This is a genomic window from Imperialibacter sp., assembly GCF_040222815.1.
GTDB lineage: Bacteria > Bacteroidota > Bacteroidia > Cytophagales > Cyclobacteriaceae > Imperialibacter.
Map to the genome: position 1 here is coordinate 633,271 of NZ_JAVKCH010000022.1, position 13,101 is coordinate 646,371.

A 13,101-nucleotide genomic window follows, 5' to 3' on the forward strand; every position below is an offset into this window, starting at 1 on the left:
TTGGTTTTGTTCAAAAAACAGAGATGCAGATCACCAGAAAGACTGTTCTTCGGGAGTTAAAAGAAATTGCCTTACTAATTGTAGCCGGGGGCTTAATTGGTGGCTACCTTTCCTGCCAATCTTGCTTTAGTGAGCTTAATTCACTTACGGTCGCCATCTTTAGCGTCAACGCATCCTTTTGGCTGTTTTTCTGGAAGGGTAATCAATACCTTTCCGAAATTATAGAAACACGTATAAGCTGGCTGGAGGCACCTGGCAAGCGGTTGTGGGTGGGTTTGGTCGTCATGGTGGTGTATACTTTGGTTGCAGCTTCTATTATCTATTACTTATTTTATGTGGTATACATGGGGAAGGATTTAGCCACACTGCTATCCTCTGGATTCATGTATAACCTGGTATTTCCGGTGTTCTGCACCATGTTGATCATGACATTCCTGTTTGGGCGGCAGTTTTTTATTAGCTGGAGGCAAACAGCTATTAACTTTGAAAAGCTAAAGTCGGAGCAGATGGCATCCCAATATGAAGCGCTCAAAAGCCAGGTCAATCCGCACTTTCTGTTCAACTCCTTGAATGTGCTTACGTCGCTTGTTCATCAAGACCCAGACACTGCTGTGAAGTTCATTAAGAAGCTGTCGGAAGTGTATAGGTTTGTGCTGGAGTCAAGAAAGCAGGAGCTGATAGACCTTTCTACCGAACTCAGGTTTGTGAAAGACTACCTCTTCCTGCAGCAGATTCGGTTTGGTGATAACCTCAAATATGACATAAGTGTTCCAGACCCATACATGAACAAAATGGTGCCTCCATTGTCAGTTCAAATGCTGGTAGAAAACGCCATCAAGCACAACGAAATTTCGCAAGACCATCCGCTGACAATCGCTATTTCCGTTGACGGGGAAACGTTGCGGGTTTCCAATACCCTTCAGGTAAAGCACACCAGGGAGCCTTCTTCGGGAACAGGACTTGATAATATCAAGGACAGGTATGAGTTTCTGAGTGGCAAGAAAGTAATTGTCACACAGGAGAACGGTAAGTTTGAAGTAACCCTGCCGCTTTTAACCCTCGATAAAGTTTAATGAAGGTTTTAATAGTTGAAGACGAAAAACTGTCGGCCGACAGGCTGGCCCAAATGGTCAGAAAGATTGTGCCTGATGTAGAAATTATCGCCCAGGTCGATTCAGTAAAGAGAGCGGTGGAATGGCTGACCAACCAGCCAGCGCCCGACTTGTTGTTTCTCGACATTCAGCTGGCCGATGGACTTAGCTTTGAAATATTTGAGAGGGTAGAGGTGAGGGCTCCAATCATTTTTACTACCGCCTACGATGAATACGCCATCAAGGCCTTCAAAGTGAATAGCGTTGATTATTTGTTAAAGCCCATTGACGATGATGAACTGAAAGCGGCTCTCAGGAAGTTTAAAACCTTGACTAAACCATCTGGCGGTTCCTCAGCTTTGCCGATTGATAAGCTGGAAAACCTTTTGGCGGGGCTTACAAAGAGCTATAAAGAAAGGTTTATTATTAAGGTGGGCGACCATCTGAAGTCTGTGGAGGTGGCCGACATAGATCACTTTGTTAGCCAGGAGAAAGCCACTTTTGCCCAAAACCGGGAAGGTAAAAGGTTTATCATTGACTTTACCCTTGATCAGGCCGAAGCGCTGATCGATCCGTTAGTGTTTTTTAGGATAAACAGAAAGTATATCGTGTCGTTCAAGTCTATCAAAGACATTATTGCCTGGTCCAACAGCCGATTGAGGCTGGTGCTGCACAACTGCGACGACACGGACGTTGTCGTCGCCAGGGAAAAAGTAAATGCTTTTAAAATGTGGCTGGATCGTTAAATTTAAAGACCTTTGAGTGATATTTTCATAGGTAAAATAAAGGCAAACTAAATGGCTCCTTCAGCTAAAAAAGAAATCAGTGGAATACAACGGCAGTTCTATACCATAGCACTGATAGTTGTAATCATTTGGGTGCTTATGATTACCCGTGGATTACTGGTGCCACTGGCCTGGGCATCTTTTTTTGCCATTTTCATGATGCCTTTTGTCGAATGGATGGAAAGTAAGCGAATGAGGAGGGGCCTGGCAATTATCATCGCCGTACTTTTGTTCACCGCAGTCATAATAGGAATTCTGGCAACGCTTTCAGCGCAAGTAGTGTCCATAAGCAAGGATCTTCCCTCCATCTCCACGAGATTTTCTTCCAGCATTACCAGGGTTCAGCACTTTATTGTTGAAGACCTGGGCATTGCAGATGATACCGAGGAGCTAAAGAGCATGATAGGCAGTCAACTCGAGGAAGTCGTGAAATGGCTGTTTGGCAATATTTCATCAGTTGGGCAGTCTTTCTTTGACCTTTTTCTAATGCCCATCTACATCTATTTCATTCTTCTCTACAGGGATCTTCCCTCCCGGTTCATCGAAAAAAAATATAGCGAATCAAATCAGGAGACAATCAGGAAGGTCTTTGGCAAAATCCAGAAAGTGCTTCGCAGTTACATTGTAGGTATTAGCTTATTTACAGCTATTACAGCAGCCATGGACATCATTATCTTTCTGTCGCTCGGGCTTGAGTATGCGCTGTTCTTCGCCATTTTGGTGGCCATTCTTAACCTTATCCCTTACGTGGGCAACCTAATTGCAATGATCATTGTGGTGGGCTACGCACTAGTAACCAAAGACTCACTACTCACGCCGTTACTCCTTGTCGGGCTGCTTTGGCTGGCTAACATGATACAGGAAAATGTAATCAGGCCGTGGGTGGTTGGCTCATCAACCGAAATAAACGCTTTTGCTGTTTTCTTATCGTTTATTGTTGGGGCCCTGGTATGGGGCGTATCTGGAATGATACTTTTCATTCCGCTCGTCGGAATTGTGAAAATTATATTGGAAGAGGTACCTTCACTCAATGCCTATGCTATCTTTTTGAAGGAGTGGAATGCCAAGCCTGCCAAAAACGAAGACTAGGCTTTCTTTTTTTGCGGTGCCAGCAATAGAAAAAAACCGACCGATGTTCCAATTGAAAGAACCCCGCAAACCCACCACAGCGTGGTGAAGTCGAATGCTCTGACAATATTTGTGCCTAACGCAGGTGCCAGTACAAATGCCGCTGAATAGGCAAAGGAGTACATGCCCATATAAATTCCCCGGTTTTTTGGCCCCGACCTTTGTACCGTGTAGGTGGCCATAAACGGCATCGCCATAATCTCGGCGACACTAATGATCAACACTGCCAGGTAAAGGATGGGCTCGCTGTGTAACAGGTTGAGAATAATGAAGGCTAGTCCGTTGAGCAGGCTTCCTATCATCACCAGTCTCCTGATGCTAAATCGCTCACCCACGCTGTACACAATAATCATCTCCAGCAGGAATACGATGAAGCCATTGAGCCCGATCAGCAATCCAATTTGTGACTCAGGCAACTGGTAGACCTCTTTATAATACAGAGGAAGGGTCATGAACAATTGAAAGAACACTGTAGCAAAAGAGAGCACTAACAGAACGAAAAGCACAAATCGCCAGTCTTTTAATGCATTGAGAGGGGAAGAAGTAGCTTTTGTTTCGTCCTCTTTCTGTTCATGCCCTTTTTTGTTTTTGAAATAGAAGAAGAAAAGAATGCCAGCCGATATGCAGGTGATTCCGTCAACAATGAAAAGAAGGTTGTAAGAGAAGGTGGCCAAAATCCCTCCAACCGCTGGCCCAAAAGAATAACCCAAATTGATCGCCATTCTATTGAGACTGAAAGCCCGTGTTACATTTTCTGGCTTGGCGTAGTGAGCCACTGACGACGAGTTGGCTGGTCGCAGCATTTCCGACACAGCGCTGATAGTGAATATGCCAACGCACAAAGGAAAAAACTCTGTGAGGTTGGCAACAAAAAAGAACAAACTACCGCCGCCTGCGAGGCTGAAAAATTGCACCCAAAAATGACCGATTTTATCGGTGAGCCATCCTCCGACAAATGCACCGGTAATAGAGCCAACCCCGAAGAGGCTTAACAGGATGCCAGCCTGCTCTAAATCAAAGCCCAAAGAGGCTGTGAGGTACACACTAAGAAAGGGTACCACCATTGATCCGCTGCGGTTGATCAGCATCACAAGCGCCAAAATCCAGGCTGCTCTTGAGAGCCCACCGAAGGCATTTTTGTAAAGCGTTAGGACTCTAGTCATTCATGTGTATTCACGATGCGATATTCGAAAATTATTCCTTGTTGGGAGTGTAAAATCTCCAATTATTAAAAAATTGAATTATTCAGTAAAAAAATTAATCTATTCGAAGATAATCTAGTCGTTTTTCTTCTTACATTTCTTAGCTTTTAACCTAATTAATCGACCTTATGACTCTTCACTTTATCCTGCTACTGGTAGGATTCGCTATCCTCATAAAAGGGGCTGACTGGATGGTTAGTGGTGCTTCATCCCTCGCTAAAAGAATCAACGTCTCCAATTTGATGATTGGACTTACAGTAGTTGCCTTCGGAACGTCTGCCCCTGAACTCACTGTGAACCTCTTTGCCTCGTCCAGCGGACTGAACGATGCCATGTTCGGCAACATCATAGGGAGTAACATATTCAATCTGTTATTCATCCTTGGAGTTGCCGGCGTTATTTACCCATTGAGTGTGCAGCGGACGACTGTGAAATACGAAATTCCTTACTCTTTGTTTTCTGCACTGCTTCTTTTCTTTCTGGTCAACGACGCCATGTTCTTTGGTGCTGATCACAACTCACTCGGCCGGATAGATGCATTGGTGCTTCTGGTCTTTTTCGGTCTTTTTATGGCTTACATTGTCAGGCAGGCAAAAAACGAAACGCAGCCAGAAGAAGAAATACAAACGATGACCTTGCTAAAATCGGTTTTGTTTGTCACCGTAGGGATTACGCTTTTGGTAGGAGGAGGTAAACTTGTGACGGATCATGCTGTAGCCATTGCAGCAAGCTTCGGGCTGAGCGAAAAGCTGATAGGGTTGACCATTTTGGCAGCAGGCACTTCACTTCCTGAACTGGCCACGTCGGCCGTCGCCGCCTACAGGCGAAATACAGATATTGCCATTGGTAATGTGGTGGGATCCAACATTTTTAACATCCTGCTCATTTTGGGAATCAACGGAGGCATCCGGGAAATTCCCTATAACGCAACGTTGAACATGGATTTCTTTGTGATTTTCTTCGGATCCATTGCGCTGCTGCTTTTCATGTTCACCTTTAACCGCAACAAACTTGACAGAGTAGAAGCTGTGATGTTTCTGGTGGCATTTGTTGGCTATACGGGCTTCCTGATCTACCGTAACTAGATCAGGCCAATTCTCTCAAATCCACAGGTACCACTCTTGACACACCTTGCTCTATCATGGTGATACCGTAGATGATGTCGGTGCTTGACATCGTGCGCTTGTTGTGTGTCACAATGATGAATTGAGATTCCTTACTGAACGTTCGGATGATGTTATTGAACTTGTCAATATTGGCATCATCGAGAGGGGCATCCACTTCATCAAAAATACAGAATGGAGCTGGCTTCAGCAGGTAAATCGAGAATAGGAGGGAAATAGCCGTCAACGTCTTTTCACCACCTGAAAGCTGGTTGATGGTCAATGGCCGCTTGCCTTTTGGCTTGGCCATAATCTCAATCGGACTTTCCAACGGGTCGTCGGGGTTGAGTAGCTTCAGCTCGCAGTCATCTTCTTCTGTGAAGAGAGATCGGAATACTTTGATAAAGTTGTCCCTGATCTTCTCGAAAGCATCGAGAAAGGTTTCCCTGGCCACAGCGTCAATTTCGCCTATAGTACTGATCAGCGACTCTTTGGCTTTGATCAGGTCATCTTTTTCTTTGATGATAAAGTCGTAGCGCTCTTTGATTTCCTCGAAAGCCTCCATAGCCATGGGGTTGATGGGGCCAATATTGTCAATTCTCGTTTTGAACCAGGAGACTTTCTCCCGAAGCTCTTCGTCCGAAATGTCGGCAAACGGATTCTCTTTCACTTCTTCTCCTTCTACCGGAGCTTGTTCCTTCAGCAAATCGTCGAGGTCAATATTGAATTCGACGGAAAGACGCTCTTTTACAGCGCTCAGTTGTAGTTTAGTTTCATTTAGCTGGTTTTGGAATTCCATCAGCATCAGGTCGGTACTTTCCCTGCGACGTTGAATCTCCCTGCTCTCTTTCTCCAGCTCATCTATCAGCCCACGACTGCTGTAGTATTCCTTTTCTGCTTCATTAACACCTACTTCTATCGCTTCCCTTTCGGAGTACATGGCCACCAACTCATCGTCATTCATCTCCGCTTTCTCCACGAGAGCTTTAATTTCTTCCTCGGTTTGCTTCAGCTCACTTTGGTTGCGCTCAATCCTTTCTTTGGAGCTTTCGTAGGTGTTTTCCTTGAAGCTGATTTCCTGAGCGATGCTCGCTACCTTGTTCTCCTGCTGATGGTAAGAAATGTTTTCCTGGTTGAATGCTGCCGACTTTTGACTTAAGATTTCTTGAAAAACCTGTAGTTCACTGTTCTTTGAAGCCAGGTTCTCTTCGTCGCTTTTTTGCAAGTCTTGTTCACGCTCTGCTTTTGGTTGCAGGGTGCGCAATTCTTCGGTAAGCACCTCAATCCTGTCGATGATGTCTTCCCTCTTAGTGGTGTTGGAGGTGAGCATTTTCGAAAACTGCTCCTGCTTGGTTCTTATAGAAACATACTCCTCGTTGATCTGATTCAGGTCGGGAAGCAGCGCTTCAATTCTCTCCTTCTTGCTGGAAGCTTTCAGCGCATTCAGGTCGGCTTGATTGCTTTCGATACTCTGCTGAATTTCATCCAACTTTTTGTTGAGTGCTTTTATTTCAACAGCGAGTTTTTCAAGGTTCTTGGCACGACCAATCCTTTTTCCTTCGAAAAGGCCAACTGCTCCGCCCGAAATCGAATAGTGACGGCGGGTAACCTTTCCATTTTTTGTTATGAAGATAGCATCATCTACATCTGGCAGGTCGGTGTGGTGGTTGGTAGAGATGTAAACGTTGTCAAGAATGAAGCTAACAAGCTTCTTGTATTTGCCGTCAAACTCCACCACCTCCGTGGCAGGAATAGCGTTCTGAATGATTTTGGTGCTGGTTGGCTTGAATTTGTCGAACTTTTCCAGAATAAAGAAATGGGCTTTTCCCTTGGCAGCGTCGCTCAGCAAATTGATGGCCTGATAGGCGTTTGCCTCACTCTCTACTATGTAGTAGTTCATGTAAGGCTCGAGAAAATTCTCGATTGTCACCCTGTATTCTTCAGGGCAGGTGATAACGTCAGAGAGGAGGGGAGCATCTTTTCCCCAGGAAGAGTTCTTTTTCAGGAATTTGATAGCTTCAGGGAAGCCTTCCAGGTTTTCGACCAGCGATTTGGTGAGCGCATATTCGTTTTGCCGGGCGTCAAGCTTTCGGCTAACCTGGGTGCCCTCTTCTTTGATGACTTCCAGCGTTTTGCTTATACTCTCAATTCTACTTTGAACAGCTTCTTCTTCCGACTTAAGCTTGTCGATTTCTTTTTGTCTTTCGGCCCTCAGTTCACCTACTTCCTGCAACTTAATTTCAAACTCTTCCAGGTTGGCCGATTGCTCCGTCGTGTCGGAAGCTGCTTTGTCCAGTTCCTGCTTGAGCGTGGATAGCTGGATTTGTTTGATCTCCAGGTCTTTGGTAAGCTGATACACCTCTTCCCTGCTCTGCCGGAAGTTTCGGTTGAGGATGTTAACTTCCTCCTGAAGAGCCGCTGTTTCTGTTTTCTGGTGGTCATACTCACCTTTGAGCCGGTCGAGCTTCGCCGCTACTTCCGATAGGATCTTATCGGCTACCTGCTTTTCCTTGGTAAGACTTTCAATAGAAAAGGATGCCCGCTCGTTGCTTTTCCTGTCCTGCTCAATTTGCTCTCTGAGGTTTTCATTTTTGTCATTCAGGAAGCGGAGCCTTTCGTTCTTGATCTTTTTCTCACTTTCGTACGACCTTATCTTGCCTACGTGCTCATTCAGCGCTTTTTGTCTTGAGCTGAGCTGCTTTTCTTTGGCGATCAAATCGGCTTTAGACTTCTCAATAGCCGCTTCTTTCTCTGCAAGCTGACGGTTCAGGCTTAGCTTCAGGTCGTTTTCAGTCTCTATTTTGCTCTTCCCATCCCGAAATGATTGCTGATGTTTTTCAACTGTTTTTCTGGCGAGGGCTATGCTGGCCTCTTTGTATTCCTCTTTAATTTTATAGTATTGTTGTGCCTGACGGGCCTGTTTTTCAAGGCTTTTCAGGTTTTTTTCTATTTCAAACAGAAGGTCTTCCACCCTGGCAAGATCAGCATCGGTGTCGCTGAGCTTCCGCAGCGTTTCCTTCTTCCTTACTTTAAATTTCGAAATACCAGCTGCTTCTTCAAAAAGACCACGCCTTGAGTTGTCTTTGTCGTTGAGGATATCGTCGACCATCTTAAGCTCAATGATGGCATAGCTGTTTGACGCTATCCCAGTATCAAGAAAAAGATTGGAAATGTCTTTCAGTCGGCAGGTAACGCCATTCAATTCATATTCGCTTTCACCCGACCTGTAGTAGCGGCGGGTGATGGTGACTTGAGAATATTCGGTAGGAAGGAGGTTTTTAGTGTTGTTGAAGGTGAGAGAAACCTCGGCAAGGTTGGTAGGCTTTCTTTTTTTTGTTCCGTTAAAGATCACATTCTCCATTTTGTCGGAACGGAGCATGCGTGATCTCTGCTCGCCAAGCACCCAGCGAATAGAATCAACCACATTGGACTTGCCGCAGCCATTTGGACCAACGATGCCGGTGATGCCTTCATCGAAGTTGATCACCACTTTATCCCCAAAGCTCTTAAACCCCCGAATCTCAAGTTTCGTCAACTGCATGCGGCAAAAATATTCATTAACCTTTAAATGTTATCAACAAAATGGGGCTCAAACGGGGCTAGTTATCAACATTACGCTGATACTTGTCCTCTTTTTTGGGGTAGACAGCAAAAATAACATTCAATGACTTATATTTGAGGTATATGGATAGAGACGTCATCATTTACATTGTTATGGCCATTATTTATTTTGTGGTCAGAAACCTGAAGAAGAAGCCAAAACCACCTGAGGTTCAGGAGAGAAGGTCTCAAGGCGATGATGACTATGAGAGCCAGCAGCCGGCGTCCACGCCACCCATGAGCTTCGAGGACCTGCTGAAGGAGCTCACCAGTGGAGGTCAAACAGCGCCAAAGCCGGTACCACAACCCGCTCCTGAGCCCAGCCGATCTTTCGAATTTCCCTCAGATGGAAAAAACTATGAAGACGTGCATGATGAGTGGGAAGACAAGGAAATTGTGACTGTGAAAGAGGGTAGCCACACCAGGCTTTTTTCTGATGAAGAAACAAAAAGAATTTATCAGGAATCAATCCATATCGATCACAGCAAAGACGACGAGCTTTCAGCGCAGCTTGAAAGAGCCAAAAGCAGGTTCAAAGAATTTGAGATCAAAGAAGAGGACAATTCAGCTTTTCGGGACGAAATTGTAGATATGCTTTCCGATCAGCACGGTGCCAAGAAGGCCATCATCCTTGGCGAAATTCTCAACAGAAAATATTGATTAGAAACTGGTGAAACAGTAGGCGATAATGTTGGCACCCATTTGCAGGGCTTTTAGCCGCACAGTCTCCGGGTCGTTGTAGATCGACTGATCCTCCCAGCCATTTCCCAGGTCGCATTCGTAAGAATAAAAGCAAACAAGCCTTCCTTCATAAATAAGTCCATAACCCATGGGTGCTTTGCCGTCGTGTTCATGAATCTTTGGCAGACCGTCAGCAAACTGGTATTTCTGGTGGTAAATGGGGTGTGAAAAAGGAAGCTCTATAAACTCAAGCTCTGGAAAAACCTTTTTCATTTCAAGGCGAACAAACTGATCGAGACCATAATTGTCATCGATATGTAAAAAGCCACCTGAAACAAGGTATTCCCTGAGGTTGGTTGCTTCCGGATCGGAAAATAGCACGTTGCCATGTCCGGTCATGTACACATAGGGGTATAGAAAAATCTCAGGACTGCCCACATCAACAGCATCTTCGGAAGGCGCAAGGGCAGTGCCCAGGGTTTCATTGCAAAATTTGGCCAGGTTTGGTAGTGCAGTCTTGTTGGCGTACCAGTCGCCACCCCCGTGATATTTCAGCTTGGCAATTTTCATTGTGTTGTCCTGCTGGGCGATAGCGCCGAAACTCAACATGATAAGTGCCAAAAAGAAAACTTTCTTCATAATTACTTAAAAAGAGACGTTAGCTTATCAACGGTGAGTCCGTTGAAATCGTTTATCACAAGGTCTGAATGGCTGATTTCATGGGCTGGGTGGGTTGTAGCCAGTCCAATCACTTTTGCTCCTGCGTTTTTTCCGGCCTCAATCCCCGACAGGGCATCTTCCAGCACGATGGAATCTTGCGCCTTGGCACCAAGCTTTTCTGCCAGCTTCAAGTACACCTCAGGCGCAGGTTTGCCCACGCTCACTTCACTGCCATTTACAATAGCGGCGAAGTACTTCCGAAGATCAAGGCCATCCAAAGTGAAGGCAATATTCTCCGGAGGTGCTGAGCTGCCGACGCCCACAGCAATCCCGGCATCCATGGCCAGGCGCAAGAAGTCAATCAGGCCGGGTGTTGGCTTTTGATGAGGAGCATACAGCTCTCTGTAAATCTCCTCTTTTTCAGCACCAAGGGACTGGATCACATCTGGGTTTTTTTCATCAGGGAAAAAGTGGGTCATAGTAGCCGAAATTGTTCTTCCGTTGATGTGTTTTTTATACTCGGCTTCGTCAAGGTGGAAGCCATGCCGCTTTGAAAACTCCATCCACGCTTTCAGGTGAAATTGATGATTATCTACTATTACTCCGTCCATGTCGAACAATAAGGCGGCTGGCTTCATGTATTTGCGTGGTTAGATAGCGCTGGGCGTAAAATTAGCCGAGCGAATGGCGGTTCCAAATCATCTTCGTATATTTTCGCAAAAAGACAACACATGAACCCATACCTAGGAGAATTTATTGGAACGATGGTCTTGCTCTATTTTGGCAACGGAGTGAACGCCGCAACAACACTTAAAGGAAGTTATGCACAAAATGCAGGTTGGCTCACCATCTGTATTGGCTGGGGGCTTGGGGTAACGCTCGGTATTTATGCTGTAGGCGGCATTAGCGGAGCTCATTTAAATCCAGCTGTTACGCTTGGCTTGTATGCAGCAGGTGAGTTTCCTGCCGACATGATAGCAGGGTATATGCTTGCTCAAATGGCTGGTGCTTTTTGTGGAGCCTGTTTAGCTTATCTTCATTTTTTACCTCACTGGAAGGCAACGGACGATGCCGCTGCCAAGTTGGGCGTGTTTTCTACTGGCCCGGCTATAAAGAGCACAAGCGCTAATATACTTTCGGAATTTATGGGCACTTTTATCCTGATCTTTGCTCTGTTGTTTATAGGTGCTAATCAGTTTACCGAAGGGCTGAACCCATTGGTAGTAGGAGGGTTAATCACTGCAATTGGTTTGTCGCACGGAGGAACCACGGGATTTGCCATCAATCCAGCCCGAGACCTGGGGCCGAGAATAGCACATGCGGTATTGCCTATCAACGGAAAGGGCGGATCTAATTGGGGATATGCCTGGGTGCCAGTGCTGGGGCCATTGGCTGGGGGTGCGACCGGCGCAGCGCTTTACAATTTCTTATTTAATGATGAGGTAAGCTTGTTTTTGTCTGCCGGGGTAATCTTTTTTGCTATTATTGTCATTCTCAGCCTGCTGGAGAACAAAAAGCTGTAGGACATCTTTTTTCGGATTTACCACCAACACAAACCGTGAGCATGGGAGTTTTAAAAGAATTCAAGGACTTTGCCATGAAAGGCAATGTTATCGATCTGGCCACCGCAGTCATCATTGGTGGGGCATTTGGCAGGATAGTTTCATCTCTCGTTAATGATATTCTGATACCACCTCTGGGAGTTTTGCTGGGCAACGTGAACTTCAAAGAACTAAACGTGGTGATTCAGGAGGCAGTAGGAGAGCAAGCCGCTGTAACGATCAATTATGGAGTTTTTGTCCAGACTGTGATTGACTTCATCATCATTGCCTTCTCTATTTTTATGGTCATTAAGGCCTACAAGCGGATGGAGAAGAAGAAGGAAGAAGCTCCGGCTCCAGCAGTTCCACTAGCACCCAGCAATGAGGAGAAGCTACTCACCGAGATCAGAGATTTGCTGAAAGCACAAAAATAACCGCTTCGCTCAAAATTATATCGGCAGTAAGGAAACGTTGAATTGGATTCAACGTATTATCTTGCTGCCGATTCTTTTTTTAATACAAATGAGTATGCTAAAACTTCAATTAAAAGGAGCCGTTGCGCTGGCGCTGCTCTGCTTTTTAAACTACCAAACAGAGGCGCAAGCCATATTGAACAAAGTGAAATCAGCAGCCAAGAACAAAGCTGCCAACGCCATTTTTGGTGACAATGACGCACCGTCTACACCCAGTGTTTCTGAAGGTGATGAACGATCTGGGCGACCTATGAATAACACGTCCGGAGGCCTTATCACAACCCCGCCCGATGTAGGAAAGAGCATTGCAACAGCCGAGTCTTCATTTTCTGGTAAGAAATATGGCGAAGCCAGGTATGCACTACAACAGGCCATTGTGGGGATAGAAATGGAAATGGGCAACAAGGTAATGGAGTCTCTTCCTGAAAAAGTGGCTGGCATAGGCTTTGTCAAGGAGAGCGATAAGGTCACAAGTACCGGAATGGCTTTTGTCGGGTTAACCATTTTCAGGGAATACTACAACGACGACAAAGCCATAGATATAACTGTTGCCAATAATTCTGCCTTACTCATGTCGGCCAATATGTACCTGGCCAATCCGGCTTATACTTCAGGTCAGGAGAACATCAAATCAGTGACGGTGCAGGGTTTTAAGGGTGTGTTGGAGTTTTCCGAATACGATGGTTACAAACTGTCGGTGCCTCTCGGGCAAACAAGCATAGCGATCATGAAAATGGTAAATTTTGCTGACGAAACAGCTGCGCTAAAAGTATCGGACGCCTTTGATTTGGCAGGCATTCAAAAACAGTTGGGCGATAAGATTAACTAAGATTTAAG

Annotated in this window: 12 protein-coding genes; 8 read left to right on the top strand and 4 right to left on the bottom strand. The window is 45.5% G+C overall.

Going from position 1 to position 13,101, the window contains the following annotated elements:
- Nucleotides 1-23: 23 nt before the first annotated feature.
- The 3 genes from RIF36_RS12425 to RIF36_RS12435 are packed head-to-tail and all read left to right on the top strand — an operon-like array spanning nucleotide 24 to nucleotide 2,965.
- Nucleotides 24-1,073: a sensor histidine kinase gene (locus RIF36_RS12425; protein WP_350123745.1), complete on the top strand. Its 1,050-nt coding sequence runs from the start codon at nucleotides 24-26 to the stop codon at nucleotides 1,071-1,073.
- Nucleotides 1,073-1,837, top strand: a complete 765-nt coding sequence (locus RIF36_RS12430) for a LytR/AlgR family response regulator transcription factor (RefSeq protein WP_350123748.1) — start codon at nucleotides 1,073-1,075, stop codon at nucleotides 1,835-1,837. The genes RIF36_RS12425 and RIF36_RS12430 overlap by 1 nt, the downstream gene beginning before the upstream one ends.
- Nucleotides 1,838-1,888: 51 nt before the next feature.
- Nucleotides 1,889-2,965 (top strand): AI-2E family transporter, encoded by a 1,077-nt coding sequence (locus RIF36_RS12435; RefSeq protein ID WP_350123751.1) that lies wholly within the window; start codon nucleotides 1,889-1,891, stop codon nucleotides 2,963-2,965.
- On the opposite strand, the gene RIF36_RS12440 is transcribed toward RIF36_RS12435, so the two are convergent.
- The gene (locus tag RIF36_RS12440; protein ID WP_350068984.1) at nucleotides 2,962-4,167 is read right to left on the bottom strand and encodes an MDR family MFS transporter; all 1,206 of its coding nucleotides are present in this window, start codon (nucleotides 4,165-4,167) and stop codon (nucleotides 2,962-2,964) included. The genes RIF36_RS12435 and RIF36_RS12440 overlap by 4 nt on opposite strands.
- Nucleotides 4,168-4,334: 167 nt before the next feature.
- On the opposite strand from RIF36_RS12440, the gene RIF36_RS12445 reads away from it, so the two are divergent.
- A complete protein-coding gene (locus tag RIF36_RS12445; protein ID WP_151999914.1) occupies nucleotides 4,335-5,291 on the top strand; it encodes a calcium/sodium antiporter in 957 nt (318 codons plus the stop codon).
- Nucleotide 5,292: 1 nt separating this feature from the next.
- On the opposite strand, the gene smc is transcribed toward RIF36_RS12445, so the two are convergent.
- On the bottom strand, nucleotides 5,293-8,850 hold the full coding sequence (gene smc, locus RIF36_RS12450) for a chromosome segregation protein SMC (protein ID WP_350123754.1): 3,558 nt from the start codon (nucleotides 8,848-8,850) through the stop codon (nucleotides 5,293-5,295).
- Nucleotides 8,851-8,993: 143 nt separating this feature from the next.
- On the opposite strand from smc, the gene RIF36_RS12455 reads away from it, so the two are divergent.
- On the top strand, nucleotides 8,994-9,569 hold the full coding sequence (locus RIF36_RS12455; protein WP_350123757.1) for a hypothetical protein: 576 nt from the start codon (nucleotides 8,994-8,996) through the stop codon (nucleotides 9,567-9,569).
- Here the strand turns inward: RIF36_RS12455 and RIF36_RS12460 are convergent, their stop codons facing one another.
- Both RIF36_RS12460 and RIF36_RS12465 read right to left on the bottom strand, forming a co-directional pair.
- On the bottom strand, nucleotides 9,570-10,229 hold the full coding sequence (locus tag RIF36_RS12460) for a DUF4159 domain-containing protein (protein ID WP_350123759.1): 660 nt from the start codon (nucleotides 10,227-10,229) through the stop codon (nucleotides 9,570-9,572).
- A gap of 2 nt (nucleotides 10,230-10,231) precedes the next feature.
- Nucleotides 10,232-10,888: an HAD family hydrolase gene (locus tag RIF36_RS12465; RefSeq protein WP_350123762.1), complete on the bottom strand. Its 657-nt coding sequence runs from the start codon at nucleotides 10,886-10,888 to the stop codon at nucleotides 10,232-10,234.
- 93 nt (nucleotides 10,889-10,981) lie between these two features.
- On the opposite strand from RIF36_RS12465, the gene RIF36_RS12470 reads away from it, so the two are divergent.
- From RIF36_RS12470 to RIF36_RS12480, 3 genes are all read left to right on the top strand, one after another.
- Nucleotides 10,982-11,773: an MIP/aquaporin family protein gene (locus tag RIF36_RS12470; protein WP_350068998.1), complete on the top strand. Its 792-nt coding sequence runs from the start codon at nucleotides 10,982-10,984 to the stop codon at nucleotides 11,771-11,773.
- A 41-nt stretch (nucleotides 11,774-11,814) separates the two neighbouring features.
- Nucleotides 11,815-12,225: a large-conductance mechanosensitive channel protein MscL gene (gene mscL / locus RIF36_RS12475; protein ID WP_350123765.1), complete on the top strand. Its 411-nt coding sequence runs from the start codon at nucleotides 11,815-11,817 to the stop codon at nucleotides 12,223-12,225.
- A 94-nt stretch (nucleotides 12,226-12,319) separates the two neighbouring features.
- On the top strand, nucleotides 12,320-13,093 hold the full coding sequence (locus tag RIF36_RS12480) for a hypothetical protein (RefSeq protein ID WP_350123768.1): 774 nt from the start codon (nucleotides 12,320-12,322) through the stop codon (nucleotides 13,091-13,093).
- Nucleotides 13,094-13,101 lie beyond the last annotated feature (8 nt).